We start from the raw sequence: 16,431 nt of genomic DNA on the forward strand, positions 1-16,431 counted from the left end.
TACTGATGAGTTCCAGATTATTAGTTTTTTAAATTGCAATCCAAAATTGCTAATTTTCTTGGAACTTTTTTGTCTAAATAAGTTTAAACAACTTCATAGATAAAATTATGACTCAATAAACTCCAATAGATCTTTATTAATCGTCCGATGTTCAGTAGTAGGCATTCCCGTGAGGAAATCCCGGATAAGTAATCAGTTTACCGTTTTTCAATAGTTTAGCTGATTTTATCGCTGAATTTTCAATAGTAACGATATCTTGTCGTCTTCACCATGAAGAAAGTAATACAGGAATATCTACGGTTTTTAAATCTTCAGTAAAACTTTTTCTGAGAAAGCCTTGATTCCGTCATAAAAACCACAATTCCTCCATCATTCCCTGTCTCCACCAGTTGGTCTGTACACCTTGCTTCACTACTGCACCTTCTCTGTTGTAGCCGTAGAAAGGAAAAGAATTTGCTCCTTTAGAAGCAGAATCTGTGTAGAAATAGGAATAAATTCATAAATCAATCCGTAGGATTGGTATCTGGAAACCGACAATATTTCTGAGATAAAGGCTGTCTAAAAAGTACGCCCTGTCTCGGACTCCTTTAGGAGATTCTCAGAGCATCAGTTTACCTTTTGAGACAGCCTATAAACATTTTCCAAATATGATTTCTAAACAGATAAAACGCTATAGAGTTTTATAACTTTTATTTTAAACAACTTCAAAGTTAAAAACAAAAAAACCTCAAAAATAATTTGAGGTTTTGATATTGTGAAATCAGATCCGAAGATCCAGCTGTTGATTATTTAGCAGCTTTTTTAGGACTCATCATCATAATCATCCTTTTTCCTTCAAGCTTCGGAAGCTGATCTACTTTTCCCACATGCTCCAGTTCCTGAGCAAGTTTCAGAAGCAAAATCTCTCCCTGATCTTTAAAGATAATCGAACGTCCTTTAAAAAATACGTAGGTCTTCAGTTTTGAACCTTCTTCAAGGAACTTTTCAGCATGTTTTTTCTTAAACTCGTAGTCGTGCTCATCGGTCTGAGGCCCGAAACGGATCTCTTTCACGACTACTTTCACCTGCTTAGCTTTAAGTTCTTTCTGTTTTTTCTTTTGCTCGTATAAGAACTTTTTATAGTCCAAAATCCTAGCAATAAACGGTTCAGCCTTGTCGGAAATTACTACAAGATCCAATTCCTGCTCCTGCGCAATCTGTCTTGCTTTGTCAGTAGGATAAATTCCCGGCTCTACGTTATCGCCCACCAAACGAAGCTCTCTCACACGAATTTTATCGTTGATCAAGTGTGCGTCCTCCTGTTGCGGACGTCTCTGTGGGCCCCTGTTGTTAAATCTTTGTGCTATTGTATTATAATTTTATTGGTTAATTTTTCATTTAATTAAAAGATTGAAAATTACTGATGTATACTAATCTTTTAATCATTACATTTAAATCTTTTAATGATTTTTATATCGCTGCCTCTTTTTTGAAAAAAGCTGCAAAATCTTCAAGGCTCATTGCTCCAAGATCGCCTTCACCACGTCTTCGTACAGAAATTGTGCCATACTTTTCTTCATTTTCTCCTACTACAAGCATGAATGGAATTTTATTTAATTCCGCATCACGGATTTTCTTTCCGGTTTTTTCGTTTCTGTCGTCAATCCGACCGCTAATATCGTAATTTTCTAAAAATTGTGAAACTTTTTTAGCATAATCTACATATTTTTCGCTGATCGGAAGGATGATAAACTGATCGGGGCTCAGCCATAACGGGAAATCTCCAGCTGTATTTTCAAGCAAAATAGCAATGAAACGCTCCATAGAACCAAACGGCGCTCTGTGGATCATTACCGGCCTGTGTTTTTCGTTATCGTTTCCGATATAGTGAAGATCAAATCTTTCCGGTAAGTTATAATCAACCTGGATGGTTCCAAGCTGCCACTTTCTGCCTAATGCATCTTTCACCATGAAATCTAGTTTCGGACCATAAAATGCGGCTTCACCATATTCAACAACCGTTGTCAGATTTTTGTTTTTTGCTGCTGTGATGATCGCATTTTCTGCTTTTTCCCAGTTTTCATCAGAACCTATATATTTTTCTCTGTTATCAGGATCTCTTAATGATACCTGAGTCACAAAATCTTCGAAGCCTAATGATCTGAAAACGTATAATACCAAATCGATTACTGCTTCAAATTCTCCTAAAAGCTGATCAGGAGTACAGAAAAGGTGAGCATCATCCTGGGTAAACCCACGAACCCTTGTCAGCCCATGAAGCTCTCCACTTTGTTCATATCTGTAAACGGTACCGAATTCTGCATATCTTTTTGGTAAATCTCTGTAGCTCCATTGTGAAGTTTTGTAGATTTCACAGTGGTGAGGGCAGTTCATCGGCTTTAGCATAAATTCTTCTCCTTCATTTGGAGTTTTGATCGGCTGGAAGCTGTCTGCTCCATATTTATCCCAGTGTCCTGAAGTTACATATAATTCTTTTGCCCCGATATGTGGTGACATTACAAATTCGTAACCTCCCTTTTTCTGAGCTGCGGAAAGGAAATTTTCCAATTTTCTTCTTAAAGCTGTACCTTTTGGCAACCATAACGGTAAACCGGCACCTACTTTTTCAGAGAACGCAAAAATTCCAAGTTCTTTACCTAGTTTTCTGTGGTCTCTTCTTTTTGCTTCTTCTAATCTTTCAAGATATTCCGTAAGGTCTTTCTGCTTAGGAAAAGAAATACCGTAAACTCTTGTTAACTGAGGATTTTTTTCATTCCCTCTCCAGTATGCTCCAGCTGCATTCAAAATCTTGACTGCTTTTACAATACTTGTATTCGGGATGTGCCCTCCACGACAAAGGTCTGTAAAATCATCATGTGTCACAAAAGTGATCTCCCCATCATTAAGGTTAGAAATCAATTCTACTTTATATGGATTATCTGCATATACTTTTAGCGCCTCTTCTTTAGAAACAGGATATAATGAGAATGTTGAGCTTTTTTTAGCATTTTCCAATACTTTTTTCTCAATTTTCTCGAAGTCTTTTTCGGATAAATTTTCGTCGCCGAAATCTACATCATAATAGAACCCGCTTTCAATGGCCGGGCCAATTGTCAACTTAGCATTAGGATAAAATTCAAGGATAGCCTGCGCCAGAAGGTGGGCAGAAGAATGCCAGAACGCTTTCTTTCCAAGATCATCATTCCAGGTCAGTAGTTGTACCGTAGAATCCGTGGTGATAGGCGTGGTCGTCTCTACTTGTTTGTCATTAACAATTGCGGAAATGGTATTTCTAGCCAATCCCTCGCTTATAGATTTTGCCACATCTAGCGGAGTAACTCCCGCCTCGAATTCTTTGACACTATTGTCTGGAAGTGTAATTTTTATCATTGTTTACTAAGAAATTTTAAGATGCAAAAATACGGAATTTTTATCTCTTTGAGAAATTGTTGCATGATTATTCATGAAATTTTAACGATAAATCTTACCAATATATGGTTATGGGCTTAAAACTTTAAAATACTGTTGAAAAAGTATAACTTCAATTCTAACCGTTTCGACGCTCGCTTCGCTCGCGCTTCTTATTTTATAAAGAAAGGTCGCGAGCGAAGCGAGCGTCGAAAAAGTTGGTATTAGCGATATAATTAAATAAAAAAATACTAAGCTTTCACTTAGTATTTTCTGTATTATCGGTTTTTCCTGTTTTGTGGTTTTTTGAAGATTTTTGAACATCTTCTTTATCAATATCAGGTGGGTTAGTTTTTTCCGAAGCGGCCGGAATACCCCGAAAATCTTGATTCTGCTCTTTAGTTTCTGCAGCATTTGCAGATTCTTTCTTTTTGTCATTCCCTTTTGAATTCATAGCATTGAAGTTTAAGGTTTAAAGTTTCAAGCTAAGGTTCAGCATTAATTAGGTTAAAGTCCTAAAATCCCGAGCTTGCCTGTCTGGTCTTCAATTTTATAATTCAAAGCCTTTGCCAAAACGAAAATATTATTAAGATTTTCCATTAATTGTTTACGTCCTTCGGTTCGAAGCTGATTTTCATTAACAGATTTAATTGCCGTTTCTTTTGCTTTCTGGGTTACGTTTTTAATATCTTTTTCAGAAATCCTGTTAAAAAATGAATCGTCCAGCGACTGAATTTCAACGCTTGGGGTAATTCTTACGTCTGCATCGGGAAGCTCTTTAATAATCAATTTTTTGTTGATAGAATCTACTTCAAGCTTCATTTTATTAAGATCATAAGAAACCTGTGCATTGGTTTTTGTGTATGTAATAATACCATTGCTGGTCATTTCTTTACCTAAAAATTCGTAGCTCATTTTGGTTTTCTGCATAGAGGAAGAATTCTGTTCCAACACCACCATTTTATTCATTTTTGAAATCTGGTTGGTAAGAATATAATAATCCGACTGCTCCGTCTTTTTATTAGGATTAAAACACGTCCTAAAACTGAAAAACAGAATGGTCATTAAAACAATCCCGCTCAGAAACGGTATTATGATTCTGATATTTCTCAAATCTTACTTCTTAAAAATTTCTTGGATCACAGAAGAGTCATCCTTTTTCAAGATTTCAACCAAATCTCTTTCAATATAGCCTGTGCTAGGCATTTCTACGATTCTTCCGATTTCTTTTCCGTATTTTTGAACGATAATGGTAGGCACTTTCTGGATATTATATAGTCCTTCATCACCGTTTGGAGATTCTTTTTTACGGTTTAAGGCAATAACGGTTAATTTATTATCCGGAAATTTCAATTCTTCTAAAATTTTCATCAGCCTCGGAAAATCCCTGTGACTGTCTTCACACCAGGTTCCCATAAAAACCAGAATATTATATGTATTGACCTTCTGTTTTCTCAGCTGGTCTACCGCCTTTTGATCTATTGCATATTCATCATGCTCCTTCACATACCAATCTGCGTAAGGTGCTTTTAAAAACTGCTCTTTCAGCTGGTTTCCCAAAAGCATTTTACCGTCATTCGTAGTTTCAACTTCGCGGTTTACCACTACTTTTTGAGCGTTGATATGCTGTGCATTAAAAGCCATACAGGAAACAACAGCGATATTTGTAATAAATTTTTTCATACTATTTTTCAATAATTGTCTTCAAATCAGCAGGAGAGTAGTATTTGTTTTTCAAGACTTTATGATCTGCCTTTCTGTAAACATTATACTTTTCGCCTGATTTTTCATAGAACGATTCTACGTCTTTTGCTTTATAAAATTCAACGGTTTCCTGTGCCTGTTCTTCATTATCGCAAGCTTTCGACATATTGGAACGCTGAACTTCGTTGAATAGCTCTACAAATTTACTGCCAAGTCCGAATTCCAGAACCGCACCGCTTAAAACATACTGTAAATCGCAAAGAGCATCTGCAATTTCTACAATATTATTATCGCCGATTGCATGCTTTAGTTCATTTAATTCTTCCTGTAAAAGCTCAACTCTAAGATTACATCTTTCCTTGGAAGGAATCTGCGGAGTATCCAGAATAGGGGCTTTGAAAGTGGTGTGGAATTCTGCTACCTGGTTCAGACTGTCAATTTTATCCATGAATATTTTTATTTAAGGCAAATATAATGATTGGTTAAGAAAAGAGCAAAGATACGAGATACGAGTTTCGAGTTTTTGAATGTGTTTTAAATCCCGGAACACGAAACTCGGAATTCAAAACAAAAAAGACTATCCGTTTCCGGACAGCCTTTATCTCAAAGTTTAATTGAGTCAAGCAATTAGTTTTTAATGAATCTCTTAGTGATTTCTCCTACTTGGATCATGTAAGCCCCTTTGATAAGGTGACTTACTTTCACTGAGCCTCTTTCGAGTTTTCCTGAATTGATTAGTTTTCCACCCATGTCAAAGATTTTGTAATCTTCAGACGTCGTATTTGAAACATTTAAAATGTCTCTGACAGGATTTGGATATAATTTAATATCTGTCATTAAATCTTTTGTATCAAGAATTTCTCCCCTTCCTGAAGAAACAATATTTAAAGTATAATCTTCTACCTGGCCGTAAGTATAAGATCCGCAGGAAGATGTAGGTACAGAGCTGTACTTCATCATCACTCTCATTCTCGTGGTTCCAAGAGCTGCTGATGCCGGAATGGTGATAGGGCCTGTAGCCGGGCTTGTTGTAGAACCTGCTTTAGACCATGCCAATTCTCCGCTGTCTATAAAGTCTCCGTCCTTGTTATAATCGATGTAAACAGCATAAGCCTCATTGTACACTGTAGATGTCCAAACCGGAGTCACGGAAATGGTATAAGCAGAACCTCTTGTAACATTGGTAGATACAGAAGTGAAATCTTCGTAACCTGCAGTTCCTGCTGAAGTATTGTTAATGGTTCCGAATTTTACGTTTCCTATTCTTTCATCAGCTGTATTGGCTGCAGAAGCCGAACAATACGTCACTGTGCTTCCTGCAAGAGTTGTTATGCTTACAATATTGCTTGAAGGAGAAATATTTCCGGCCGCATCTTTTGCTTTTACCGAGAAGATGTATGTAGTTGAAGGAGTAAGACTTGTTACGGTATAAGTCGTTGATGCTGTGGAACCGATCAATGAAGCTCCCTGATAAACATCATAACCTGTAACCGCTACATTATCTGTAGCATCAGACCATGAAAGGCTTGTGCTTGTGGAAGTTGTACCTGAGGCTGCCAATACAGGTGCTGTAGGAGCTATCGTATCTGTGCCACCTGAACCTGCATTTACAGTAATATTTGCATTATTCACATCAAAGAAAATATGATTTGAACCTTTTACCATGATTCTTCCTGTTGTAGTGGATGAATTAGGGATGGTAACCGCTTGGGAACCATCGTTCGGAGTTCCGGCCAATAGGGTAGTCCATGTATTTCCGCTGTCTGTAGACCAAAGAATGTCGACATTTGTTGCATTTACACCATTAGCTGTAGTTCCTGCTACGTTCCAAGTAACAGTTTGAGATGTTCCGCCGGTATAGGTCGTTGCAGAATTCTGTGAGCTTACACTGAATGGGCCTGCGGTTCCGTTTACGGTAATTACGGCATCATCAGAATTATTCCCTGAACCTCCGGCTCTATTGTCACGAACGGTAAACCTGAAATTATATGATCTTGCAACGTTTGATAAAGCCTCAACGGTGATTTCTGAACCTGCTGTAGTAGTGGCTCCTGCTAAAATAGAGGTCATTCTTGGGAAGTATCTCGTAGGTGTAGCCTGCGGTGTCCATGATCTGAAGGTAGGTCCAGAAGCTTTTGTAGCACTTGCTGCAGAGCTTGTTCCTGTCTGGGAAGAAGAAGCATTGTCCATTTGTTCCCAAATATAGGTTAAAGAATCTCCGTTGGCATCAGTTCCGGTTCCTGTTAACATAAATGGTGTGCCTTTCGGAATGGTATAATCTGAACCTGCATTTGCCGTTGGAACTGAATTTCCTGTGTTTGTGCTAACCGGGCAGGTTTTAGCTTTAATATTATTAGTGATTTGCTGTATACTGATCGCATGGAAAAATGCATCAGAATGTGGCTGGATATCCTGTGAAGTGATTCCTGCATAGCCCATGATTGTCGACCCTGATCCGGGCTCCATATTAGCACCAGTTCCTTCATTACTCATTGAGAAGGTATGATTTCCACCAAATTGATGCCCCATTTCGTGAGCTACATAATCGATGTCAAAATTATCTCCCGAGGGAATGGCATCTGCCGGAGAAGTATATCCGCTTCCTTTAGAACCGTTTGTACATACACAGCCAATACAGCCTGCGTTTCCGCCTCCTCCGGAAGCTCCGAATAAGTGACCTATATCATAATTTGCTTCACCGATGACAGAGGTTAAAGTTGATTGTAGCTGAGAATTCCAATTGTTCATCTGTGCTGCTGGAGAATAAGGATCTGAAGAAGCATTTGTGTAAATTACGGCATCATTGTTTGAGATTAAAACCATTCTTGCTGCAAAGTCTTTTTCAAACACTGCGTTTACACGGGTCATAGTATTGTTCATCGCGGCTAAAGCATTGGCTTTTGTTCCTCCGAAATAGGCTGTGTATTCTCCTGTACAGGAAAGCGCTAATCTGAATGTTCTTAATTTAGCATCATCTGCGTTTGGTCTTGCCACAACATTTGTGTTGGTAACACCTTTTTGAGCAACATCAATTACGGTACATTCAAATTTGTTGAGATCGTCTTTCTTATCAAATTTTTTGTAGACAACGTATGTTGAAAGATCTTTATTATAAGGCTCAATGAAAACTGCTGACTTGTCTCCATAAATTTTCATTGTTGAAAGGCCAAGTGGTGAAACACTGAAATAAATTGTCGAATTGGAATCATCTAAACCTTCGCCTACGTAAGACTTGATTTCGGGATATTTTGCTGCCAGCTGAGGATCAAAGTTAGAATTTTCTCTTACTTTAAAATCGTCCATTTTTCCTTCAGAATTAGGGAAGGAGATAATAACCTCTGATTTTTCCCCGGCTGCTAATCTTTTAGGAGCTTTTAACAAGGCATTTTTCAATCCGTTAATGTCCAGGCTATAGATCTTGGGATTGCTGATGCTTGTTTTGTTTTGAAAGATTTCTGAAGTTGTTTTTCCTGAGCTTTCAGACCAGAGACGATCGGTCTGCGCGAAAGAAATGCCCGATAGAAGAAGCATTCCAATCATCGATAATTGTTTTTTCATATTAAATTCTTTTTTGATTGTGGAATATCAAATCTAATAAAAATTTAACTGTCGAAAGAAAATTTTTTAATAAATTTTTAGAATTTAAGTTTAAAATATTATGTAATACATTAAATATAGTTAAAATTTTATTTCAAAAAAGAAAATAGCACTCGTAATTTTACGAGTGCTATTTTCTTATTAATGGTATAATTCTAAATTTCTAAAACTTGTCGTCGGCAGTCGGTCCGTACAGTCCCGGAACTTTATTTCCTGTTGATCTTAAATAAACTACCAACTCCCCTCTGTGATGATATAAATGGTTATACAAAAACGCACGAACTACCTGAATTTTTGGCATAGGAGGGAAGAGTGAATTTCCGTCCATTTCCATTTTCCATTCGTTCATCATGGTACTTTCGTCCCAATTTTCTAAAACTTCTTTTGCTTTGGCAACATTTTCTTCAAACTTAGCGACAATATTTTCTGCTTTAGAAATATCGCCTTTATCATATTTGTATGTTCCCATATCAAATACATCCTGATTGAAAGTTCCATCATACCAATTATAGACCTCTGCAATATGAGAAGCTAATTGAGCTGTTGTCCAGTTCTTTTCCGATGGTTTCCATTCTAAAACGTTGTCCGGAATTGCCTGTAAAAGTTTTCTGGTGCTTTCTGCCTCATGCAGAAATTCTCCTAATAGTGCCTGTTTAATCATTTGTTATATTTTTTGAAATAATTATTTTGTAATATCTCTACCTATTACCAATCTCTGGATCTCAGAAGTTCCTTCCCCGATTGTACATAGCTTAGAATCTCTGTAGAATTTTTCGGCAGGGAAGTCCTTTGTATATCCATAACCTCCAAAAATCTGAACTGCATTATTTGAAATCCTTACACAAGCTTCAGAAGCATATAGCTTGGCCATAGCGCCTTCTTTTGTCATTTTTTGTTTCGCATTTTTCAAAGTTGCGGCTCTTTGAATCAATAATTCTGCTGCATCAATTTCCGTTGCCATATCAGCTAACATGAAGTTGATTGCCTGGAATTCTGAAATTGATTTACCGAACTGATGTCTTTCTTTAGCATATTTTAAAGCTGCTTTATAAGCTCCTCTTGCTGTACCTAAACTTAATGCCGCAATAGAAATTCTACCTCCATCAAGGATTTTCATAGCTTGCTTGAAGCCTTCTCCCACCTCTCCTAACCTGTGAGAATCAGGAACGCGGACATTATCGAAAATCAACTCTGCTGTTTCGGAAGCTCTCATTCCCAATTTATTTTCCTTTTTACCGGAAGAAAAGCCAGGCATTCCTTTTTCTAAAACGAATGCTGTTGAATTGTTTTTTGCTCCTTTTTCACCTGTTCTGGTCATTACTACAGCAATATCTCCTGAAATAGCATGAGTAATGAAGTTTTTAGCCCCGTTGATGATCCACTCATCACCATCTTTCACGGCAGTTGTAGACATTCCTCCCGAGTCTGAACCAGTATTGTGCTCCGTAAGGCCCCATGCTCCGATTACTTTACCTGAAGCCAGCTGAGGAAGCCATTTATTTCTTTGTTCTTCGTTTCCGAATTCGTAAATATGGTTCGTACAAAGTGAATTGTGCGCTGCAACGGAAAGACCTATTGAAGGGTCTACTTGAGAAATCTCGTCAAGAATTGCAACATATTCATGATAACCAAGACCAGAACCTCCGTATTGCTCAGGAATAACGATTCCCATGAAGCCCATCTCGCCTAACTGATGAAACAGATCTTTTGGGAAAGTCTGACTTTCATCCCACTCCATAATATTTGGTCTAATATTCTTTTCAGCAAATTCTTTTGCTGTTTCCGCTATCATTTTAATATTGTCAATAATCTCTGTATTCATATAGATAAAATAGTTAGTTCCAAAGATAACCAAATTGATGGAACGTCCAAAAAAATAATTCAATCTATAGAAATTCAGTCACAAAACTTTAATTTTCAATTTTTTATATTATGAAATTTAATTTAAATTAATGAAAATTTCGGAAATTTGATTAGATTTATTTACTATTTTAGGGTCCAATTTTTAAAGTATGAAAAAACTTTTACTCCTGATAATTTTAATTTCGTTGCATTTCTCAGCCCAGATCCCTACCGGATATTATGATGGAACAGCAGGTTTGACGGGCTATACCTTAAAATCAAAACTTCATGACATTATTTCAGCGAAGAATATCAATTGGAATTATGGGGATCTTACTAATTATTACAATCAGACAGATTTAGATAAATATTACGATCACGATGTATCTAATACGACAATATTGCTGGATATTTATTCTGAAAACCCGGCCGGCCCCGATGCGTATGAGTATACATCTGCAAATTTAATAAGCTCTTCAGGTGGTGAGGGTATGGGATACAACAGAGAACACGCTGTTCCGCAAAGTACATTCAATAGCAATTACCCGATGTATTCTGATTTGCATTATGTTATTCCTACAGATGCCAGGATCAATCAGTTAAGGAATAATTATCCTTATGGAAAAGGAAATTCTACCATACATTATACTTTTACAAACTCTTCCAAAATTGCAAATAGCGCCATCCCCAGTTATGCCTATACCAACAGGGTATATGAGCCTGTTAATGAATTTAAAGGAGATATAGCCCGAATGCTGCTGTATTTTGTGGTGAGATATGAAGATAAACTACCGTCATTTAATTATTCCACCAACATTAATCCGGCAATGGACCGTTCTCCGCTTGATGGAACTGCTGAAAGAGCCTTTGATCCCGCATATATCACCATGCTTATTGAATGGCACGCTCAAGATCCTGTATCTCAGAGAGAAATTGACAGAAATAATGCGGTGTATGCTATTCAAAACAATAGAAATCCTTTTGTTGATAATCCTCAATGGGTAAATGCAATCTGGATTCAGACTCCAGATACTGTTATACCACAAGCTCCTTTAAATTTAATTTCTACCCAGACGGGAGCTTTTTATACAAATTTAGTATGGTCGCCAAGTACAAGCACAGACGTTATCGGATATAATGTTTATCAAAACGGCACATTGATAGCGACCACGAAATCAACATCGATTGTGATAGATCATTTGAATCCAGCCGCTTCGTATTCATTTACAGTAAAAGCTTATGATGCCGGTTATTTACAGTCCGCTGACAGTAATACCGTTACAGTTTCTACTTTAGCTTCTGATCCCAATTCAAAAGATCTTTTTATCGTCAAATATATTGAAGGTACAGGCAATAACAAAGCCCTGGAAATTGTAAATAAAACAGGACATGAAGTAGATCTGAATAATTACAGCATCAGGGTGCAATATTATAATAGTATAAATGATTCTTACTATTTTGGAAACAGCTTTGAACTGGAAGGAAAAATACCAAACAATGAGACTTTTGTAGTGCTTAATCCTAAATCTTCACTCTTATGTTATACCAATTCTAATGCTAAATTTCTTACAGCAGGAGAGGCCTTGACTTTTTCAGGAACACAATATGTTGAATTGGCATACAAATCTGCTACAGTAGATGCTGTCGGAAGTAAATTTGTCAGTAATTCAAATGGTGATGTTTCCCTTTACAGAAAAAATATCATAACTCAACCTAACACATCTTTTACTATCGGAGAATGGGATTCTTATTCAGCAAATTACTGTCAGAACCAGGGAACTCTTTCAGCTTCTGATATATTAGCCGAAAACAATGTTAAAATTTACCCTAATCCTGTACACGACGCTATTTTCGTGAGCGGGAAATTTGAAAATATAAAATCAGCTCAAGTTTTAGATTTTTCCGGGAAATTGATCTACTCTGAACAAAATCCATTTAAAAACAAAAAGAATATTTTAGTTCAACATCTTTCAGCAGGTTCCTATTTGTTGAGTCTGGACGGAAAGGTTTATCAGTTTGTAAAGAAATAATATCTTAAATTAACCTTGAAGATTTGGCGAAAAGAAATTCTTAAAAATAGCTGTTTTACAGTATTATCGATATAAGCAGATTCACTAATAATTAATATCCATAAGTGTTTCTGCTTATATCTTTTATTTATAAGTAATTATGCTTATATTTGTAGAATGATAGCGGTCATTACCGGAGATATTATAAATTCACAACACGCAGAAACAGAAGTTTGGATCACCAGACTTAAAAATCTTCTCGAAAATTGGGGAAGCGCTCCCGGTACATGGGAAATCTACAGGGGAGATGAATTTCAGCTAAAATGTACTATCGATGACGTTTTCTGGCGTTTCTTAGCCATAAAATCACTTATAAAAAGTCTGGAAAATCTAGATGTAAGAATAGCCATTGGTATTGGTGAGGAAAATTTTTCCTCCGAAAAAATTACGGAATCGAACGGAACGGCTTATGTACATTCCGGAAGATTATTGAATGATCTTAAAAGCGACGGACACACCGTTTCTATTAAAACATCCAACGATTCTGTAGACAGGGATTTGAATATTTTACTGAAATGGTCATCCAAAGATTTCGATAACTGGACGATGGCGACCGCGGAAATCATCCATGAAATGATCATGAATAAAGATATCACACAGGAAGATCTTGCGAAGAAGTTTGCCATCTCACAGTCCTCTGTAAGCCAGAGACTAAAGCGCGCAAACTATGAATTGATCGTAGAAACCAATCAATATTTTAGAAAGAAAATTTCAGAACTGTAAGCATGATTTTCATTAAACTCATATTGGCACATTTACTTGGAGATTTTATTCTTCAGCCAAATTCTTGGGTTGCAGAGAAAGAAAGCAAAAAACTGAAGAGCAAATATTTGTATCTTCATGTTCTGATTCACACCGCATTAAGTTTTATTTTCCTTTGGGATTTCGAACTTTGGTGGGTAGCTGCTTTGGTGGGAATTTCACACTTTATTATTGATGCTGCGAAACTTAGTTTTCAGACAATTAAAAATAAAAAGAACTGGTTTTTTATCGATCAGGCTTTACATATTGCAGTAATTGGGGGAGTTTCTCTTTATTTTAATGAATTTAATATTGAATTTTTAAAAGATCAGAGTTTCTTAAAAATATTAATGGCAGCTTTGTTTTTAACGACACCTGCTTCAATTTTTATTAAAATATTATTGTCTTCATGGACACCCGTTCCAGAGACAGCAACGAATATACAAACCGAATCTTTATCAAGTGCCGGAAAATATATTGGAATTTTAGAACGTTTACTGGTTTTCACTTTTATTATGGTGGATCACTGGGAAGGCGTAGGTTTTATGGTCGCGGCGAAATCCGTTTTCAGGTTCAGCGATCTTGCCCAGGCCAAGCAAAGGAAACTTACCGAATATGTATTGATCGGTACATTGTTGAGTTTTGGAATGGCGGTTTTAACAGGAATTTTAATTAAATAATATAAATCTAATAAAAGTAATTTTAGAAAATGGAAAAGTTAGAAATGTTGTACGAAGGTAAGGCAAAACAAGTATTTGCTACCGATAATCCTAACGAAGTAGTAGTACGTTTCAAAGACGATGCTACTGCATTTAATGCTCAGAAAAGAGGATCTGTTGATTTGAAAGGTGAAATGAACAACGCGATCACAACTCTTATTTTTGAATATTTAAATGAAAAAGGGATTAAAACTCATTTCATTAAACAATTAAACGAAAGAGAGCAATTGGTAAAAAAAGTATCAATTATTCCTTTGGAAATGGTGGTTAGAAACTATTCTGCAGGAAGCATGGCTCAGAGGTTAGGAGTGGAAGAAGGAATTAAATCTCCGGTTACCATTTTCGATATCTGCTACAAAAAGGACGAGTTGGGAGATCCGCTTATCAATGATCACCACGCTGTTTTCTTAGGTGCTGCAACTTACGAAGAGCTTGATGAAATGTATGAATTAACTTCAGACATCAACGAAATCTTAATCGATCTTTTCGACAAAATGAACATCATCCTGGTTGATTTCAAAATCGAATTAGGAAAAACTGCTGACGGTGAAATCATCCTTGCAGACGAAATTTCTCCTGATACTTGCAGACTTTGGGATAAAGATACCATGAAGAAGTTGGATAAAGACAGATTCAGAAGAGATCTTGGGGAAGTTACTGAAGCTTACGTGGAGATCTACAACAGACTGAAAACTGTACTTAATAAGTAAGATTTCAGATGTTAGACATCAGATGCTAGATTTTTAGCTCTGAAAATGATTTGTTATATAACAAAATTAAATTGAAGTTAGTTTTAGTCTAAAATCTGATATCTGACTTCTAATATCTATAATAGAAAAAATAGAAATGAAAAGTTTAGACATTCATAAAAGTGAATATTTAAAACAATTTGAAACTCAAACCTACGGAAGAAATCTTTTCAGAACGCAGGAAGAAGAGAGATTGGACGCTCCCAATGAAGAGTGCGGAATCTTCGGAATGTATTCTGATAACGATTTGGATACGTTTTCTCTTTCGCAGTTCGGGCTTTTTGCGTTACAGCACAGAGGCCAGGAAGCGTGTGGTATTTCTGTTCTTAAAGACGGAAAAATCACTAACATGAAAGATGAAGGTTTGGTTTTGGATGTTTATAAAGAGATCCAGGATCCTGAAACTTTTATGGGAAATTCTGCAATCGGACACACTCGTTATACGACTGCAGGAGATAAAAAGAAGTATAATTTCCAGCCATTTTTCGCGAAAAACGAATATGACCAGATTATCCTTTCAATAGCGCATAACGGTAATTTGACAAATGCAAAAGAGCTAAAGGCAGAACTGGAAGCTGAGGGCGTTGTTTTCAGGGCTACTTCCGATTCTGAAGTGATTTTGAGATTAATTCAGAAAAATCTTGATCTTGGCCTTCGTGGAGCTATTAAAGCAACGATGGAGAAAATCGAGGGAGCATATTCAGTGGTGGGAATGACGAGAAATAAATTCTTTGCATTCAGAGATTTCAACGGAATCAGACCTTTGGTTTTGGGAGCAATCAACGAAAATTCTTACGTTGTAGCTTCGGAATCCGTAGCTTTGGATGCCGTTGGCGCTCAATACGTTAGGGATATTTTACCGGGAGAAATCATTTATACCAATGAAAATGAGCCCGGAAAGCTTCACTCCTATATGGTGGATGAGGAAAAAGGTAAGCAAAGGATCTGTTCTTTCGAATATATTTATTTTGCAAGACCTGACTCATCTTTAGAAAATATCAATGTGTATGAAATCAGAGAAAAATCTGGGGAAAAAATCTGGGAACAGGCTCCTGTGGAAGCAGATGTTGTAATTGGAGTTCCGGATTCCGGAGTTCCGGCTGCGATTGGTTTTTCTAAAGCTTCAGGAATTCCTTTCCGTCCGGTTTTGATTAAAAACAGATACATCGGAAGATCTTTCATTGTACCAACTCAGGAAATGAGGGAAAGGGTAGTGAACCTTAAGTTGAACCCAATTATTTCTGAAATTAAAGATAAAAGAGTAGTAATCATCGACGATTCTATTGTTCGTGGAACGACTTCGAAAAGATTGGTTAAAATCCTGAAAGATGCAGGCGTGAAGGAAATTCATTTCAGAAGTGTTTCTCCGCCAATTATTGCGCCTTGTTATTTAGGAATTGATACTCCTTCAAAAGACGATTTAATTTCTGCAAATATGTCTACAGAAGAGCTTAGAGATTATTTAGGAGTTGATTCTTTAGAATTTTTAAGTGTAGAGAACTTAAAAGAAATTTTAGGATCATCTAACCACTGCTTCGGATGTTTTACAGAAGAATATCCTGTAGGAAAGGGTGAAGAAATTGAATTATTTAATTAAAAATCTGTTTAAATTTTGAAAAAAAA

Annotated in this window: 14 protein-coding genes; 5 read left to right on the forward strand and 9 right to left on the reverse strand. The window is 36.6% G+C overall.

Annotation, left to right across the window (positions count from 1 at the left end):
* Positions 1–785: 785 nt before the first annotated feature.
* From infC to BW926_RS12010, 9 genes are all read right to left on the reverse strand, one after another.
* Entirely contained in the window at positions 786–1,286 is a 501-nt protein-coding gene (infC, locus tag BW926_RS11970) for a translation initiation factor IF-3 (protein ID WP_179078014.1), read from the reverse strand.
* Positions 1,287–1,449: 163 nt separating this feature from the next.
* Positions 1,450–3,369, reverse strand: a complete 1,920-nt coding sequence (thrS, locus tag BW926_RS11975) for a threonine--tRNA ligase (protein ID WP_076447365.1) — start codon at positions 3,367–3,369, stop codon at positions 1,450–1,452.
* A gap of 277 nt (positions 3,370–3,646) precedes the next feature.
* A complete protein-coding gene (locus BW926_RS11980; RefSeq protein ID WP_076447367.1) occupies positions 3,647–3,841 on the reverse strand; it encodes a hypothetical protein in 195 nt (64 codons plus the stop codon).
* Between the two features lie 53 nt (positions 3,842–3,894).
* Positions 3,895–4,500 (reverse strand): DUF4230 domain-containing protein, encoded by a 606-nt coding sequence (locus BW926_RS11985; RefSeq protein WP_076447368.1) that lies wholly within the window; start codon positions 4,498–4,500, stop codon positions 3,895–3,897.
* Positions 4,501–4,503: 3 nt separating this feature from the next.
* Positions 4,504–5,070 (reverse strand): TlpA family protein disulfide reductase, encoded by a 567-nt coding sequence (locus BW926_RS11990; RefSeq protein WP_076447370.1) that lies wholly within the window; start codon positions 5,068–5,070, stop codon positions 4,504–4,506.
* A 1-nt stretch (position 5,071) separates the two neighbouring features.
* Entirely contained in the window at positions 5,072–5,539 is a 468-nt protein-coding gene (locus BW926_RS11995; RefSeq protein WP_076447372.1) for a pyrophosphohydrolase domain-containing protein, read from the reverse strand.
* A gap of 179 nt (positions 5,540–5,718) precedes the next feature.
* Positions 5,719–8,649, reverse strand: coding sequence for a reprolysin-like metallopeptidase (locus BW926_RS12000; RefSeq protein ID WP_076447373.1), 2,931 nt, complete (start codon positions 8,647–8,649; stop codon positions 5,719–5,721).
* 202 nt (positions 8,650–8,851) lie between these two features.
* Complete coding sequence (locus BW926_RS12005; protein ID WP_076447375.1) at positions 8,852–9,349, reverse strand: DinB family protein; 498 nt, start codon at positions 9,347–9,349, stop codon at positions 8,852–8,854.
* A 21-nt stretch (positions 9,350–9,370) separates the two neighbouring features.
* Complete coding sequence (locus BW926_RS12010; protein ID WP_076447376.1) at positions 9,371–10,510, reverse strand: acyl-CoA dehydrogenase family protein; 1,140 nt, start codon at positions 10,508–10,510, stop codon at positions 9,371–9,373.
* Between the two features lie 190 nt (positions 10,511–10,700).
* On the opposite strand from BW926_RS12010, the gene BW926_RS12015 reads away from it, so the two are divergent.
* The 5 genes from BW926_RS12015 (at position 10,701) to purF (ending at position 16,405) form a co-directional block, all read left to right on the forward strand.
* On the forward strand, positions 10,701–12,560 hold the full coding sequence (locus BW926_RS12015) for an endonuclease (protein ID WP_076447378.1): 1,860 nt from the start codon (positions 10,701–10,703) through the stop codon (positions 12,558–12,560).
* 156 nt (positions 12,561–12,716) lie between these two features.
* Positions 12,717–13,322, forward strand: coding sequence for a SatD family protein (locus BW926_RS12020; protein WP_076447380.1), 606 nt, complete (start codon positions 12,717–12,719; stop codon positions 13,320–13,322).
* 2 nt (positions 13,323–13,324) lie between these two features.
* Positions 13,325–14,020 (forward strand): DUF3307 domain-containing protein, encoded by a 696-nt coding sequence (locus BW926_RS12025; RefSeq protein ID WP_076447381.1) that lies wholly within the window; start codon positions 13,325–13,327, stop codon positions 14,018–14,020.
* A gap of 29 nt (positions 14,021–14,049) precedes the next feature.
* Complete coding sequence (gene purC, locus BW926_RS12030; RefSeq protein ID WP_076447383.1) at positions 14,050–14,769, forward strand: phosphoribosylaminoimidazolesuccinocarboxamide synthase; 720 nt, start codon at positions 14,050–14,052, stop codon at positions 14,767–14,769.
* 136 nt (positions 14,770–14,905) lie between these two features.
* Entirely contained in the window at positions 14,906–16,405 is a 1,500-nt protein-coding gene (purF, locus tag BW926_RS12035; protein ID WP_076447385.1) for an amidophosphoribosyltransferase, read from the forward strand.
* Positions 16,406–16,431: the final 26 nt, after the last annotated feature.

This window comes from Chryseobacterium sp. RU37D (genome assembly GCF_900156075.1).
In the GTDB taxonomy this organism is placed as follows: Bacteria; Bacteroidota; Bacteroidia; order Flavobacteriales; family Weeksellaceae; genus Chryseobacterium.

Bases quoted from the DNA above. Each gene is read 5' to 3' on its own strand.
- thrS (WP_076447365.1), bottom strand. From the start codon at position 3,369: ATGATAAAAATTACACTTCCAGACAATAGTGTCAAAGAATTCGAGGCG.
- BW926_RS11980 (WP_076447367.1), bottom strand. From the start codon at position 3,841: ATGAATTCAAAAGGGAATGACAAAAAGAAAGAATCTGCAAATGCTGCA.
- BW926_RS11990 (WP_076447370.1), bottom strand. From the start codon at position 5,070: ATGAAAAAATTTATTACAAATATCGCTGTTGTTTCCTGTATGGCTTTT.
- BW926_RS11995 (WP_076447372.1), bottom strand. From the start codon at position 5,539: ATGGATAAAATTGACAGTCTGAACCAGGTAGCAGAATTCCACACCACT.
- BW926_RS12000 (WP_076447373.1), bottom strand. From the start codon at position 8,649: ATGAAAAAACAATTATCGATGATTGGAATGCTTCTTCTATCGGGCATT.
- BW926_RS12005 (WP_076447375.1), bottom strand. From the start codon at position 9,349: ATGATTAAACAGGCACTATTAGGAGAATTTCTGCATGAGGCAGAAAGC.
- BW926_RS12010 (WP_076447376.1), bottom strand. From the start codon at position 10,510: ATGAATACAGAGATTATTGACAATATTAAAATGATAGCGGAAACAGCA.
- BW926_RS12015 (WP_076447378.1), top strand. From the start codon at position 10,701: ATGAAAAAACTTTTACTCCTGATAATTTTAATTTCGTTGCATTTCTCA.
- BW926_RS12020 (WP_076447380.1), top strand. From the start codon at position 12,717: ATGATAGCGGTCATTACCGGAGATATTATAAATTCACAACACGCAGAA.
- BW926_RS12025 (WP_076447381.1), top strand. From the start codon at position 13,325: ATGATTTTCATTAAACTCATATTGGCACATTTACTTGGAGATTTTATT.
- purC (WP_076447383.1), top strand. From the start codon at position 14,050: ATGGAAAAGTTAGAAATGTTGTACGAAGGTAAGGCAAAACAAGTATTT.
- purF (WP_076447385.1), top strand. From the start codon at position 14,906: ATGAAAAGTTTAGACATTCATAAAAGTGAATATTTAAAACAATTTGAA.